Raw genomic sequence first — 15,651 nt, forward strand, 5'->3', positions numbered from 1 at the left:
TTTACATTTAATAGAATCGTTAAAATATGTTAGAATTAGCCGGAATAATTATTTTAGGAATATTAGCACAATGGGTGGCTTGGAAATTTAAGATTCCTGCTATTTTACCTTTAATTTTAATAGGTCTTTTGGTAGGACCTATTGCTGCAGAATTTTTGAGTGAAGATGGTACCAAATGGATAGAACCTATTTGGAATGGTGAAAAAGGACTTTTTCCTGGAGAAAGTTTGTACTATTTTGTGTCTTTAGCTATTAGTATTATACTTTTTGAAGGAGGATTGACTTTAAAAAGAAATGAAATAAAAAATGTAGGCCCTGTAATAACCAAATTAATTACACTTGGTTCTGCTATTACTTTTTTTGGTGCTGGTATTGTTGCGCATTATATTTTTAATTTAGGATGGGAGCTTTGTTTTCTTTTCTCTGGATTAATAATTGTAACAGGACCAACGGTAATTACTCCAATTTTAAGAAACATTCCATTAAAAAAAGATATTTCTACAGTTTTAAAATGGGAAGGAATTTTAATAGATCCTATTGGTGCTTTGGTTGCCGTTTTAGTTTTCGAATTTATTAGTGTAGATGGAGGTAGTGGTTTTACAAAAACGGCTTTAATGGAGTTTGGTAAAATTTTACTTTTTGGTACTACTTTTGGATTTACGTTTGCGCATGCGCTGGCGTATGCAATTAATAAAAAATTAATTCCGCATTATTTACTAAATGTAGTTTCGTTGTCTACTGTTTTATTGGTTTTTGTAGAGTCAGAACTTTTTGCACATGAATCTGGGTTATTAGCAGTAGTGGTAATGGGAATGGTTTTAGGAAATGGTAAATTAAGTAACTTAAAAGAATTGCTTTATTTTAAAGAGTCGTTAAGTGTTTTGTTAATTTCTATTTTGTTTATTTTGTTAGCGGCAAACATCAATATAGAAGATTTACTTTTATTGTATACCTGGAAAACAGCAGCCCTTTTTGCTATTGTAGTTTTTGTAATTAGACCTTTAGCGGTTTTTGCAAGTACTAGAAATTCTAATTTAAAGTTTAATGAAAAGTTATTTATAAGTTGGGTTGGACCACGTGGAATTGTAGCTGCAGGTATTGCTTCATTATTTGGTAGTAAGTTAATGAAACAGGGAGTAGAAGGAGCAGAGTATATTACTCCTTTGGTTTTTATGATTGTTTTAGGAACCGTGTTATTTAATGCAACAACAGCAAGGTTGTTTGCAAAAATGGTGGGAGTTTTTCTTAAAAGTTCTGAATCTATTTTATTTGTTGGAGCATCGAGTCCTGCAAGATTAATTGCTAAATATTTAAAGGATAAAGGGAAACGTGTTATTTTAATAGATTCTAATAAAGATTATATTAAAAAAGCATTAAAAGCAGATTTAGAAGCTTTTAGAATTGATATTTATAATGAGGTTCTGTCTGATAATATTGAGCTAAATGACGTTGGTTATTTAATTGCAATGACGGGGAGTGAAGATGTAAATAAGTTTGCTGTAAATAGTTTTGCCAAAGATTTTGGAGAGCAAGGAGCGTATAGATTGGCTACTTCAGAAGAGATTTTAAAAACAGATGTAAGTATTGAAGAACAAAGCAGTTTCTTTACACCAAAAGATGATTATATCAATTTAAGTGAGGCTTTTAGGGATAATCCTAAAATATACGAAGTAGAAATTAAAACGGAAGAAGAATACGATACTATGCTTTCTAAATTATTTAATGAACTAAAATCGGTACTATTATTTGTAAAGAAAGACCATAAATTATATTTAATATCAGAGTTTGAAAAAGCAAAATTGACTAAAGACAATTGTACGCTGGTGTATTTAGGTAAAAATGTACAAGACAATTTAATTTCACATAAATAGCGGACAGTTAAAATTTTAAACGTCTTGCTGAGTTTGACGAAGGATAATATTTTGATGTATAAAAGTCTTCGACAGGCTCAGGCTGACAAGTGTTTTTTGAATTGCAGTAAAAAAGCTTTTAGCATTCAGTTTTAAGAAAAATAGGCAGACTCTATCTCTTTAGCTTCTTTAATTATTTCTGAAGGGTATTTATACAAATCTAAAATTTTAACTGCGTTTCTAGTCTTTAGTTTTCCTGGTTTTATTTTGTGATCAAAAAAGAGATTATTTTCTTTAATTTGTTCACTAAAGTGATACAAATCGTAATTGTCCTTTACTAACAATTCTGTCAATTCGATATCGTGTGTAGAAACTAAAACGGTATGGTTTTCCTTATTTAAATAGGATAAAATAGCTTTTCCACCAGAAATTCTTTCGATAGTATTGGTTCCTTTAAAAATCTCATCCAATACAAACAAACAAGGGCTTGTGTCTTTAGAAGCTTCTATTAACTGCTTTATAGTAAGCACTTCTTGTAAATAATAACTTGTGTTTTCTAATAAGTCGTCAGTAATTCTAATAGAGGAATGTATTTTGTAAAAAGGTGCAGCATAAGATTGGGCAAAACATAAATTTAATGTTTGCGCTAAAATACTATTAATAGCAATTGTTCTTATAAAAGTGGTTTTACCAGACATATTAGAACCTGTTAAAAGCATACTTTTTTCTATTAAATGTGTATCATTTGTAATACAATTATCAATTAAAGGATGATGAATTTCGTTTACTTTTAACTCATTATCATCATTAAAAGTAGGTGTGCAAATCTTTAAATTTCCTGATTTTAAAGAAGCTGTAGAAATTGCAGCGTCAATTTCTCCAATAAATGTAAATAAACGTTCTATGTTCTTTTTTTGTTTAGTAATCGATCCTAAAAAACTATAAAACATTAAATATTCTACATTAAAAAGAATTTTTATACTTTCTGCTAGAAACCAAAAAATAAATAAATATTCGTCTGTAACATTTTTTTCAAATGCAATAAATTCTGTTTTAAATTTAATAGATTTTATTTTCCCTATAAAGGAGATATCTTTAAAATGAGTAACTATTTCTGGGTTTTTAGCAAATTTTTGACTCACTTTTAATGCTCTAGATAATTGGTTAACACCATTTAGATAATAAGAGACGTTATGTTTATTTTTATAATGAAAAAATAGGTTTGCAGAAAATACAGGCACTAATAAAAGACTAACTATTGGATAGAAAAATAAAAGTATTATCGAAGAAATTGCAGTAATTGTTAAGCTTATAACAATCCATAAATACTTTGGTTTTTCTAATTGGTTATCGTTAATTAATTCTTCTAAATAATAAGAATTTGTGTGGTTTAATTTAGAAAGTTCTACTTGATAGGAAACACTTAAGTCTTTGTTCTTTTGAAATAAAGTAGTTAATTCATCAAATTTTTTGAGTTCTTTAATAGAACCAATTGTTCTTAGTTTAAAGTATAAATATTGTTGTCCTATTTTAGAAGAAGTTCTGTCTATAAATTTAAAAAGGGCATCAATATCAAAATCAACTTTACTTTTTTCTGATAAAATATGATACGCTTTTTCTTTATGCTTATTGTTATAAAAGTATTTACCAATGACAAAGAAATTATAATATTCTTTCTTTTTTGGAGTTCCCCAATTATAATGAAATGTCGTGTTTAAATTTTTTAAACGTTTCTTTTTACGGAAGTTGCTAATCAAAAACCATAAAATAGCAATAAAAGAAATCGTTAAAAAGTAATTCATAATTATCTAATGTAATTATAAGTAGAAATAATACTCTTAATGTTACATATCTAATTCAAATGTTTGGCGTAACTTATCTAAAAGAGGGTTTATTTCTCTCATTTTTTTATACTTTTCTTGTGGTGTGTAAGCAAACTTTTTCTCTATGGTTTCATTTAAAGTAACGGTAAGACTAATACCGTAATTATTAAGTCCTGCCCTTAAGAAATTTACTAATTTAGATCTACCTTTTTTAAATTGATCTTCCATTAATTTGTTAGGTACCATAAAAGAAATTTTAAAGTCTTTACCTAATTTGGGTACATCTGTACCTACAATAGAAGCCATACTTCTTTCCCCTTTTTTTATTAATAAGGCAACATATTCTTTCCAAAGATTTTGTAACGTTTCTTGGGTAAATGGTTCTTTCGGATGATTGTCAAAATTTTCTTCTTCAACAACTTTCTTTTCTACCTTTTTTTCATGAATACTTTTTAAAGATAAAGAAGAAGCACGTCTACCAACAGATTTTAATATCGGTTTTATTCTTGGTTTAGGTTTTGGCGCAGGTGTTTCTACTTTTGCTGCCTGTACAACTACGGGTTTTTTCTCAACCGGTTTTGCAATCTCCTTTACCGCAGGCGAAAGCGCCTGAAAAAATGTAGCAGGAATTATGTAGTTAGCTGATTTTTTTTTTTCTCCATCAAAAGTGATAGAGGCAATTTGCATAATGGTTAATTCTACCAGCAGTCGCTGATTTTTACTAGCTCTATAATTTAAATCGCATTGATTTGCTTTCTCTATAGATTGCATTAAAAACGGAATACTAGCTTTTGTGGCTTGCTCTAAATATTTCTTTTTAGCAGCATCTCCAACTTCTAACAATTCTAAAGTGGCTTTGTCTTTGGCTACTAATAAATCTCTAAAATGACTTGCCAATCCGTTTATAAAGTGATGCCCCTCAAAACCTTTACTTAACACCACATTAAATGCATTTAGTACTTGTGGTATTTTGTTTGTTAGCATTAAATCTGTCATATTAAAATACGTTTCGTAGTCTAATACATTCAGGTTTTCGGTAACGGCTTCTCTTGTTAAATTACTTCCAGAAAAACTAATAACTCTATCAAAAATAGACAAAGCATCACGCATAGCTCCATCTGCTTTTTGAGCAATGATATGCAACGCATCATCTTCTGCAGTAATATTTTCTTTTTCGCAAATTACTTTTAGGTAATTTTTAGCGTCTAAAACACCAATTCGTTTGAAATCGAAAATTTGACAACGAGATAAAATCGTCGGAATAATTTTATGTTTTTCTGTGGTTGCTAAAATAAAAATAGCATGTGCAGGTGGTTCTTCTAACGTTTTTAAGAAAGCATTAAAAGCTGCCTGAGATAACATGTGTACCTCATCTATAATATATACTTTGTATTTACCTGTTTGTGGCGGAATACGAACTTGCTCTGTTAAACTTCTAATATCATCTACAGAATTGTTAGAAGCAGCATCTAATTCAAAAATATTAAAAGCAAAATCTTCGTCAGCAGCAACTTCTGCATCTTGTTGATTGATGTTTTTAGCCAATATTCTTGCACAAGAAGTTTTACCAACTCCACGCGGACCTGTAAATAACAAGGCTTGCGCTAAGTGATTGTTTTTTATAGCCTTTTCTAGCGTGTTTGTAATGGCTTGTTGCCCAACAACATCCGCAAAGTTTTGAGGACGGTATTTACGCGCAGAAACTATAAAATGCTCCATGTATAATAGATTATATAATGTTAATGTATATGTGAACCCAGTCTAAAACTAAAAATAAACCTATCGACTTGGCTCTAAATGACAAGGTTTATAGAATATAAATAAAGGAACAAAAATAGGTATCTACTTCTTTTTTTACAAGTTGGTTTGTTAATAAAATATTAAAGTTGTAAACATCTTGTAAATAGTTGAAATTTGTAACGACTATAGAAGTAGTTATTATTTTTTAATTAAAGTTCGGAAAATTGTACTAAAAATAGGCCCACTATTTTCTGTGCAATTTTCTTTTAACCAATATAATTATTTGTAAAATGAATATTTTAAAATCTATTACTGTTGTAAGTTTTTCACTATTATTAATTTCCTGTTTTGGTTTTACCCCTAAAAAAGAAACACAACCTAAAGCTACATATATTGCCAAAGAAAATACTAAAGTAGCTTATTTTGCTAGTGGATGTTTTTGGTGTGTAGAAGCTGTTTTTGAAAGTGTAAGTGGAGTAGAAGAAGCGGTTTCTGGTTATGCAGGCGGTACTACATTAAACCCAACTTATAAAAGTATTGGAACCGGAAAAACGGGGCATGCAGAAACTGTTGCGGTATATTACAATCCAGAAAAAGTTTCTTTTAAAACCTTGGTAACTGTGTTTTTTGGTTCTCAAGATCCAACAACAAAAAACGGACAGCATCCAGATTATGGCTCACAATATAGATCTATTGCTTTTTATGAAACGGCTGCAGAAAAGGCAATTATAGAAACAATGATTGCAAAGTTAAATGCAGAAGTATACAATGGTAAAATTGCAACGGAAGTTACCAAACTTAAAAAGTTTTACAAAGCAGAAGAATACCACCAAGATTTTGAACGTAGAAACCCTAACCAAGGGTATGTAAAAGCGGTTTCTGTGCCTAGATTAAATAAATTTAAAAAGAGGTTTCCAGAGTTGTTGAAAACTGATAAGCATTAAAGAATACATTTTATATATTGAAAAAAGCAACTCATTGAGTTGCTTTTTTTGTTTTTAGCCGTTATACTTTAAATATAATGATTCAAGAACTAAAGTAAATGAGAAGAAAACATTATATAGTTATTTAATTATAATTAATTTCATCTTCAGTTACAATTTTAATGTTAGTTCCAAACTTCTTTTGTAAGCTACTAAAACAAGCTTTTTCTATTGCTAAATCCTGACTAACTTATGATAATAATTATAGAAGTGTTTTAGTGAAAAATTAATGAGTTTTTACTTGTTTTTTACCACAGTACTTCTTAAATTTAATAGAGTAATAGAAATATTTATTTCTTTTAACAAAAAAAAAAGCCTCACAAAATGTGAGGCTTCTAAAAATATAATTTGATTAAAACTTATTCTTCAGTTTCAGTAGGCACTACAATACCTAAGTTGTTTAATACTAATTTTGTAATATCAAAATCGTTGTCTATGTATGCAAATTCGTTACCAGTAATTGTTAAAATCTGAGTGTAATTACCTGCTTTAGAAACGGTAGCAATAGCATCACTTAATTTTTTATATAAAGGACGCATTAACTCGTCTTGTTTTAATTGCATAAGCTTATTTCCGTTTTGTTGATATTTTTTAATATCAGCTTCCATTTCTGCTAATTCTTTGTATTCTGCTTGTTTAGCAAGTTCGCCAAGTGTTTTTTCATTGTTTTTAAAAGCTTCAATTTTAGTTTGGTAGGTTTTTACTTTAATAGTAAAGGAAGAATCTAATTTTGCACCGTAATTTTGAGATCTTTCTAAAACAATTTTTGTTTCTGGCATTAGGTTTATAATATATTCACTATCAACAGTACCTACTTTAGATTGTGCAATAGAAATGGTGCTTAGTAAAGCAATAGCAATAAATATAATTTTTGATTTCATGTTTTTGATTTTTTGTGCAGCAAAGATATAAAAGTGAGTGAATTACAAAAGTTTTTACCGTTGTGAGATGTTAATTTTATCAGAAATTTTAGTAATAATACTGTTTATGTCTGTTTTATAATCGAACCATAAAGTATTTTCATCTCTCTTAAACCAGGTACCTTGTCGTTTTGCAAACCTTCGGGTATTTTTCTTAATTTCTGAAATGGCAAATTCTTTGGTAAAATCACCATCAAAATAAGAGAATAATTCTCTGTAACCTACGGTTTGTAGTGCGTTTAAAGTTTTATTAGGGTATAATGTTTTAGCTTCTTCTAGTAAGCCGTTGTCTATCATTATATCTACACGCATATTTATTCTGTTATAAATAATTGCTCTGTCTGCATCTAATCCTATTTTAATAGAAGTAAAATTTCTAGGTGCTTTGGGTTTGTTCTTAAAAGTAGAATAGGGAATGCCAGAACCTATACAAACCTCTAAAGCTCTCATTACTCTTTTTGGGTTTTGTAACTCTATTATGTTATAAGTTTCTAAGTCTAATAGTTTTAATTGTTCTTGCAGTACTTCTACACCTTCTTTTTCTAATTGTAGTGTTAGGTCTTCTCTTATTTTTGGGTCTACTTCGGGGAAATAATCCAATCCTTTTAAAACTGCATCTACATACAAGCCAGAACCACCCACCATTATTTGCACTGGGTTTTCTTTAAAAAGTTCGTTTAATTTAGTAAGTGTATCCCTTTCAAAAGAACCTACATTATAGTCTTCAAAAATACTTCTATTTTGTATAAAATGGTGTTTGGCTGCTGCCAATTCATCTGCATCTGGTACTGCAGTACCAATGGTCATTTCTTTGTAAAACTGTCTAGAATCACAAGAAATAATATCACTTTTAAAATGATTTGCTAATTGAATGCTTAAAGCCGTTTTACCAATTGCAGTTGGCCCAACAATAGTAATTAAATAGTTATTAGGAGTCATTTAGTTTAATTTACTACCACAATTGTAACAGAATTCTGCACCATCTTTATGGTTTTCTTTTCCACAATTTGGGCAAGCTTGTGTGTTTGTATGTATTTTATTATCCATGTTTCTTGTCATTTCCGAGCTTACAATTCCTGTTGGTATGGCAATAATACCATATCCTAAAATCATAATTATACTGGCAATAAATTGACCAAAAGGCGTATGCGGTGCAATGTCTCCGTAACCAACTGTTGTTAGTGTAACAATTGCCCAATAGACACTTCTTGGTATGCTTGTAAAGCCGTTATCTGCACCTTCTACCATATACATTACTGTACCTAGAATTACGCATAATATAACTACAAAATATAGAAATACAGATATTTTAGTCTTACTTGCATGTAAAGCAACGAGCAATCTATTAGAGGCTCCAATATACCTAGCTAATTTTAAAATTCTAAAGATTCTTAATAAACGTAAAGCTCTTAAAGCAGCAAGATGGTGCGAGCCAATTAAAAATAACGAAAGATATTTAGGGATGGTAGATAGCAAATCTATAACCCCATAAAAGCTAAAAATATACTTAAGAGGCTTTTTTATAGAGACGATTCTTAAAATGTATTCTATAGAAAAAAGGATGGTAATAATCCACTCACATATATTTAAAAAATTATGGTATTTTTTATCAAAGCTTTCTACACTTTCTAGCATTACTAATAAAATACTAGCAAGAATAGCTATTAGTAAGACAACATCAAACAATTTACCCGCTTTGGTGTCTGCTTCATAAATAATTTCATGAATTCTGTGTTTCCAAGCCGGCATTTTATCGTTAGTATTCAATTTTTATATAAATTTCTTTTACAATACTACAAATATTTACTGATATAGCATTTTATTTCTATTGTTTTTCTCTTTGTTTACAAGGGATTTTAAAAATAATGAAAAAAAACGAACTTTTTAAAAACCATAACTACTTTCTCCTCGTAAGTATCTGTGAGACTCAATTAAATATTAACTTAAAAACTCACACAATGAAAAAAAGTAAAATTTTAGTAGCAACCGTTTTCGCAGCGGTTATCGGTTTAGTTACAGTTGCAGCAGATCATATAGACGCTCCTGCATCTAAAGGCACCACAGCAGACATTACAGACTTCTATGCGTTTCAAGGAGAAGACACAAACAATTTAGTATTTGTTGCTAACGTACAAGGATTATTAAGTCCTACAGCATCTGCAACAGCTTCTTTTGCAGAAGACGTTATGGTAGAATTTAATATTGATACCAATAATGATATGGTAGAAGATTTAGTAATTCAGGCAATTCCAAGAGATGGTAAAATGTATTTCTTCGGACCTTTTTCTCCATCTGCTACAGGATTAAATAGTGCTGTTAATGAAATGGCAACAAAATCTGAAGTTGAAATTTCTAAGTATGGTACTTCTGCAATTATTGCAAATACAAACGGAATGAAATTTTTTGCAGGACCAAGAGATGATCCTTTCTTTATGGATTTTGCTCAGTATGGTGCAATTATAGCTGGCGAAGCTACAGGTTTTAACAATCCAGGTACAGATACTTTTGCAGGATCTAATGTGCTTTCTATCGTAGTAGAAGTTCCTAAATCTTCAATAGGAGGTTCTGGTACAATTAATACTTGGGTAACATCTAATGCAAAACAATAATTTTAACAATCAACTTTTAAAAATAATACCATGAAAATTTATAAAATAAAATACATAGCAATAGCAGTCTTATCTCTTTTTGTAATGAGCTGTAATAATAACGATGATGACAATACTATGATGGAAGTAAGTACAGATTTTTCTGGAACTTATGCTCAAAAAGATCAAATGGGTAGACCAGCCGTAAACACTGTTTTTGTTTCTGCTGATAGTAAAGATGCTTTTAATGTTACAATTCCTTCTAAACAAGGAGCTATGTTTCAATCTATGTTTGAAACAAACTTAAAAGGTTTAAGTCCTGCTTTTGCAAACGATGGAGATAAAAATGCGTTAGGACAAGATGCAGCAGCTTTTACAGGTTTTTTAGCAGCTGATGTTTTAAATGTTTCTTTAGACGGTACAACAACATTTTACGATGGTAATGCAGCAAATACACTTTCTGGTAGAGCGTTAGCAGATGATGTAATTACTGTTGAATTATTATTAATTTTTGGAGGTGAAGATTTTACTGAAAACCCAGATTTTTCTAATGATCACGTAGATGGAAACGACAAAGAATTTTTAACATCTTTTCCGTATTTAGCTTCTCCTTGGTAGAATGCTTTGTTAACTGGCGCAAATCGGGGGACTAGCGCCAGTTTTTTTTATCAAACTAACTAAAAAATATAAATTATGAAATCTATCCAACTAATTTTATTGTTTGTAACTTTTTCAATTGCAACTAGTTGCACTACAGAACCAACCAAGCAAATAACAAACGTAAATGACTATAATAGTTATTTAACAACTACTAAAAATATAGCTTTAGAGAACTCAACATCAGAATATAATTTCTGGAAAACAAAACTAGATAAAACACCAAACCAATATCCTTATAATGCAAAAATAGCTGCAGCAAATACTACCATGTTTAAAATAACGGGTAATATTGACGCTCTAAAAAAAGCAGAACAAAACTTACTAATTGCCAATGAAAGTACAAATTATAATAGCGCTGGTTATTTAAGAAGTTTGGCCAGAAACTATATTTCTCAACACCGTTTTAAAGAGGCTTTAGCTTTGGTAACAAAAGCAGAATCTATAGGCGAGAATTTACAACAATCACATTATATGTTAATTGATGTGTATTTAGAATTAGGAAACTTACCTAAAGTAGAAGAGTACTTATCTAAAGTAAAGAATTTTAAAGATTTCGATTATTTAATTAGAGTTTCTAAATACAATGATCACATGGGTAATTTAGACAATGCAATTAAATATTTAGAAGAAGCATTAGTAATTGCAAAATCTTCTAACAATACATATTTAATACAATGGAATTATACAAATTTAGCAGATTATTATGGTCATGCTGGTAGAATTAAAGATTCTTATAATGCGTATTTAAGTGCCTTAGCATTGGATAAAAATGACAGTTATGCTAAAAAAGGAATTGCTTGGATTGTTTTTTCTTATGAAAGAAACCCTGCAGAAGCATTACGTATTTTAGAAACAGTTACTAAAGAAAATGCAGCACCAGATTACCATTTATTAAAAGCAGAAATTGCAGAATACATGGGGAATCTTGCCGAAAAAGAAAATCAAATTAAAAAATATGTAGCAAAAGTTGCCAATAAAAAATACGGTGTAATGTATCATAAATACGACGTTTTATTATTTGCAGATGATGTTACAAAAACAGAAAAAGCAATAACACTTGCAGAACAAGAAGTTGAAGGACGAGCTACGGCACAATCTTACGATCTATTAGCTTGGTCTCACTTTAAAAACGGAAATGTAAAAAAAGCGCTAGAAATCTCTAGAAACCATGTAATTGGTAAAACTTTTGAACCAGAAGCTTTATTACATACGGCTTATATTTTAAAAGGAAATGGTGAAATAGAAGAAGCTAGAATGTTAAAAACTGAATTATTAGGTGCTATATATGAATTAGGTCCTTTAACAGAAAAAGAGATAAAAAATATTTAAATTCGCGCAAAAATTATAAATATGAAACAGAAATTAATACTTCTTTTTGCAATTACACTTTGTTTACAATCTTTTGCGCAACAATTAAAAGGACGTGTTGTAGATGATTTTAAACAACCTATAGAAAATGTTTATATCTACAATTCGATAAAAAATACACACACACACACTAATGAAAACGGAAGTTTTATTTTAGAAAAAACAGTAGCTAACGATGTTTTAGAAGTTGGTCTTTTAGGTTTTGAAAAAAGAGAATTGATTATCACTAAAAATGATATCGAAAACGGAATTACAATAGCGTTGGTTTCTAAAATATTTCAGTTAGATGAATTGGTTTTACGTAAAGAAATGAATGCTATAGAAACCATTGCAAAAGTAGATTTAGAGTTAAATCCGGTAAATTCTTCTCAAGAAATTTTAAGAAAAGTTCCAGGTTTAATTATTGGTCAACATGCAGGTGGAGGGAAAGCAGAACAAATATTTTTAAGAGGTTTCGATATAGATCATGGTACAGATATTTCACTTTCTGTAGACGGAATGCCAATTAATATGGTTTCTCATGCACACGGACAAGGATATAGCGATTTGCATTTTGTAATTCCAGAAACGATTCAGAAAATTAATTTTGGTAAAGGACCTTATTATGCAAATACAGGCGATTTTAATACTGCTGGTTATGTAGATTTTTCTACCAAAAAGGCGATAAATAACAATACGGTTTCAGTAGGTTTTGGAGATTTTAACTCGCTAAGAACTTTAGGGATGTTTAATTTGTTAGATACTAAGAAAGATCAAAATGCGTATGTTGCTGTAGAATATATAGAAACAGATGGCGCTTTTGAGTCTCCACAAAACTTTAATAGAGTTAATGTTTTTGGTAAATACAACGCTTTTATAAATGATACCGACAGAATTTCTTTAACTGCGTCTCATTTTACAAGTAGTTGGGATGCTTCTGGGCAAGTACCAGAAAGAGAAATAGCAAACGGAAATATTACCAGATTTGGCGCTATAGATGATACTGAAGGAGGTTTTACCTCTAGAACAAATTTTAACGTAGAGTTAAATAAAACATTAGATGATGCTTCTTTATTAAAAGCAAATGCATTTTACTCTCATTATAATTTTGAGTTGTATTCTAACTTTACTTTCTTTTTAGAGGATGCTGTAAATGGAGATCAAATTAAACAATTTGAAGATAGAGATATTTTTGGAATGAATGTACAGTTATCTAATATTGTAAATTATGGAAACGTAGAAGCTACGTATACAAAAGGAGCAGGGTTACGTTACGATTTAATAAATGATATTGAATTATCTCACACAAAAAACAGATCAGAAACGTTAAACCAGATTCAGTTAGGAGATGTAAAACAAACCAATATGTTCGCTTTTTTTAATGCTGATTTTGAAGTTGGTAAATTTAAAATATCGCCATCAGTACGTTTAGATTATTTTAAGTTTTTATACAATGATCGTTTAAATCCGGCTTATGAAACATTATCAAAATCGGAAGCAATTGTAAACCCTAAATTGAATTTTTTATATACTCAGAATGATAATTTACAATGGTATTTAAAATCAGGAATAGGATTTCATTCTAACGATGCAAGAGTAATTTTACAACAAGAAACAGATAAAATTTTACCAAGAGCTTACGGAGCAGATTTTGGTAATATCTGGAAACCTACTAAGAATTTAGTATTAAACACGGCGGTTTGGTATTTGTTATCTGAAGAAGAATTGGTTTATGTTGGTGATGCAGGTGTGATAGAGCCTTCTGGTAAATCAGAAAGATTTGGTTTCGATTTTGGATTGAGATATCAATTTACAGATTGGTTGTATTTAGATACCGATTTAACAGCTACAAAAGCAAGAAGTTTAGAAAATATTTCTGGGGAAGACTACATTCCTTTATCGCCAGATTTTACAATGTCTGGAGGATTATCATTCTCTAATCTTGGAAACTTTTCTGGAGGTTTACGTTATCGTTTTATAGATGATAGACCTGCAAATGAAGACAATTCTATTGTTGCAGATGGTTATTTTGTAAGTGATTTTAACATCAACTATAAAATGAATGATATTACTTTTGGTATAGCTCTAGAAAATATTTTTGATGTAGCATGGAATGAAACTCAGTTTGCAACAGAAAGTAGATTGCAAAATGAAACGGAATCTGTAGAGGAAATTCACTTTACACCAGGAACTCCGTTTTTTGCAAAAGCAACAATAACATATACGTTTTAAATACGATTTAAGTAAATAAGTTTGGTTAGTTTTAGTTGGATGAAATGTCTATTGCAGCAATGTGGTAGACATTTTTATTTATTGATAATTAGTACGATTTTTAAATCAATTTATTTTAATTTCTTCTCAAAACAAACACTGTTTTTAGCTTTTACATATTCGCCAAAATTAGGAATTTCTTTATATTCATTCTTCACATAAAAAGCAATCGCGTAAGGTTTTTCTTTAAGTGTTTCTAAAATACATTTTTCATAATTTAATTCACTACTCCAGTTTTCTAATTCATTTAATACAATGGATGCAATTCCTTTTCCTCTATAGGTTGGTTGCACGTACATTCGTTTAATTTCTATCTCTTTTAAAGAATACTCTTTAATTCCACCACAGGCAATAGGTTCATTATTGTCATTATAAGCAACAATAGTGTGTTTTATTTTATCGATATTATTTAATTCTCCATAAAAAGATTCTTCTTCTTTATAATAGATACCCAAATCTATATCTAATTCTTTTACCAATTTTATAAAATCAGTATTGTCGGAGTTTGTTCTTTTTATTTTGATCATTATTATTTTAAATTGATTTTAAATTACAGTTAATAAAGGAGGCAAACTAAGTAAGCAAAAGAATAGAGTAGTAGCCAATATACTTTTTAAATAGACTTAAGAATGTAAAAAAGTTTCTTTTTGGTTTGTTTTCTTCTGATTGTATTTTCGTCGTGTTTTAATTATATGATATCTAAAATCATCAAAGAATAAGCTTACAATTAAAATGAGTGCTGCAAAAATTAATGCATTCAACTTTAAATCTAATTTCGAATACAAGAATCCGCCGATTAATCCACCAGAAAAAAAGAATAAAATAATAAAAACACGAAGTTTAATGTTCGATTTTAATTCTTTTCTTTTTGCTTCTAATTTAGGAAAGCATAATAAAGAAAGATCGATCCCTAAATCTGTAAACAGCCCAGTTAAATGGGTTGTTCTTACTACTGCATTAGATATTTTGGTTACAAAAGAGTTTTGTAAGCCCATTGCAAAAAGAAGTAGACAAACTAATAAATTGATAGATTCCATTTTTATAAAATCACTTAAAAGCCCTATCAATATTAAAACAAGACATTCTATAACGGTTGGCAATACAAAAACATTAAGTCTTTTGGTTTCTCTAAAAAATTCTATTAAAAAGCTAGATAAAAAGGAACCAACGAGAAATGAGAAAATATAAAGGAAATAGATGGTACCTTTCCAAAAATCAAAATTAGCAAGATCATAAATAAATAGCGCAAAATGACCGGTAACATTGGTGGTTAATTGTTTAAAAGCTAAGTAGCCAGAAACATTTACAATGCCGGCTACAAAAGATAGAATGGTAGCTATTCTTAAGTTGTGTTTTTTTGTTCGGCTTTTACCTTGATGTCTAAACATTTATTTTTTATTTATTCTGATCTTTTAGGAGGAAGTAAATTCAGAATTTTAAAGTAGTTGGCAAAGTTACTTTTTTTGAAT

At 29.6% G+C, this 15,651-nt stretch carries 11 protein-coding genes and 2 pseudogenes; 6 read left to right on the forward strand and 7 right to left on the reverse strand.

Annotated features, from left to right (window positions below; translation table 11 throughout):
• Positions 1-26 precede the first annotated feature (26 nt).
• The gene (locus tag WHD07_RS00935) at positions 27-1,871 is read left to right on the forward strand and encodes a cation:proton antiporter (RefSeq protein WP_343329673.1); all 1,845 of its coding nucleotides are present in this window, start codon (positions 27-29) and stop codon (positions 1,869-1,871) included.
• A 131-nt stretch (positions 1,872-2,002) separates the two neighbouring features.
• Here WHD07_RS00935 and WHD07_RS00940 read toward each other — a convergent pair whose 3' ends face one another.
• Positions 2,003-3,652 (reverse strand): MutS-related protein, encoded by a 1,650-nt coding sequence (locus WHD07_RS00940; protein WP_343329674.1) that lies wholly within the window; start codon positions 3,650-3,652, stop codon positions 2,003-2,005.
• Positions 3,653-3,694: 42 nt separating this feature from the next.
• Positions 3,695-5,392 (reverse strand): DNA polymerase III subunit gamma/tau, encoded by a 1,698-nt coding sequence (gene dnaX, locus WHD07_RS00945; RefSeq protein ID WP_343329675.1) that lies wholly within the window; start codon positions 5,390-5,392, stop codon positions 3,695-3,697.
• Between the two features lie 311 nt (positions 5,393-5,703).
• On the opposite strand from dnaX, the gene msrA reads away from it, so the two are divergent.
• Positions 5,704-6,357 (forward strand): peptide-methionine (S)-S-oxide reductase MsrA, encoded by a 654-nt coding sequence (msrA, locus tag WHD07_RS00950; RefSeq protein WP_343329676.1) that lies wholly within the window; start codon positions 5,704-5,706, stop codon positions 6,355-6,357.
• A 398-nt stretch (positions 6,358-6,755) separates the two neighbouring features.
• On the opposite strand, the gene WHD07_RS00955 is transcribed toward msrA, so the two are convergent.
• Genes WHD07_RS00955 through WHD07_RS00965 form a run of 3 tightly spaced genes read right to left on the reverse strand, consistent with a single transcriptional unit; the run spans position 6,756 to position 9,065 of the window.
• Entirely contained in the window at positions 6,756-7,277 is a 522-nt protein-coding gene (locus WHD07_RS00955; protein WP_343329677.1) for an OmpH family outer membrane protein, read from the reverse strand.
• A 54-nt stretch (positions 7,278-7,331) separates the two neighbouring features.
• Positions 7,332-8,255 carry a tRNA (adenosine(37)-N6)-dimethylallyltransferase MiaA gene (gene miaA, locus WHD07_RS00960; RefSeq protein ID WP_343329678.1) on the reverse strand — a complete coding sequence of 308 codons (924 nt, stop codon included), beginning with the start codon at positions 8,253-8,255 and terminating at the stop codon, positions 7,332-7,334.
• Positions 8,256-9,065 carry an ion transporter gene (locus tag WHD07_RS00965; RefSeq protein WP_343331033.1) on the reverse strand — a complete coding sequence of 270 codons (810 nt, stop codon included), beginning with the start codon at positions 9,063-9,065 and terminating at the stop codon, positions 8,256-8,258.
• A 209-nt stretch (positions 9,066-9,274) separates the two neighbouring features.
• Between WHD07_RS00965 and WHD07_RS18250 the strand changes: the two are divergent.
• From WHD07_RS18250 to WHD07_RS00980, 4 genes and pseudogenes are all read left to right on the forward strand, one after another.
• Positions 9,275-9,547: pseudogene (locus tag WHD07_RS18250) on the forward strand (DUF4331 family protein); the annotation flags it as partial.
• Positions 9,548-9,640: 93 nt separating this feature from the next.
• Positions 9,641-10,522 (forward strand): annotated as a pseudogene (locus tag WHD07_RS00970) (DUF4331 family protein).
• A 75-nt stretch (positions 10,523-10,597) separates the two neighbouring features.
• The gene (locus WHD07_RS00975) at positions 10,598-11,893 is read left to right on the forward strand and encodes a cell surface protein (RefSeq protein ID WP_343329679.1); all 1,296 of its coding nucleotides are present in this window, start codon (positions 10,598-10,600) and stop codon (positions 11,891-11,893) included.
• 21 nt (positions 11,894-11,914) lie between these two features.
• On the forward strand, positions 11,915-14,143 hold the full coding sequence (locus tag WHD07_RS00980) for a TonB-dependent receptor (RefSeq protein ID WP_343329680.1): 2,229 nt from the start codon (positions 11,915-11,917) through the stop codon (positions 14,141-14,143).
• A 110-nt stretch (positions 14,144-14,253) separates the two neighbouring features.
• Here the strand turns inward: WHD07_RS00980 and WHD07_RS00985 are convergent, their stop codons facing one another.
• Both WHD07_RS00985 and WHD07_RS00990 read right to left on the reverse strand, forming a co-directional pair.
• Positions 14,254-14,709, reverse strand: a complete 456-nt coding sequence (locus WHD07_RS00985; protein WP_343329681.1) for a GNAT family N-acetyltransferase — start codon at positions 14,707-14,709, stop codon at positions 14,254-14,256.
• Between the two features lie 96 nt (positions 14,710-14,805).
• Entirely contained in the window at positions 14,806-15,570 is a 765-nt protein-coding gene (locus tag WHD07_RS00990) for a YoaK family protein (protein ID WP_343329682.1), read from the reverse strand.
• Positions 15,571-15,651: the final 81 nt, after the last annotated feature.

The sequence above is a fragment of the Polaribacter staleyi genome, from assembly GCF_038024045.1.
Lineage (GTDB): Bacteria > Bacteroidota > Bacteroidia > Flavobacteriales > Flavobacteriaceae > Polaribacter > Polaribacter butkevichii.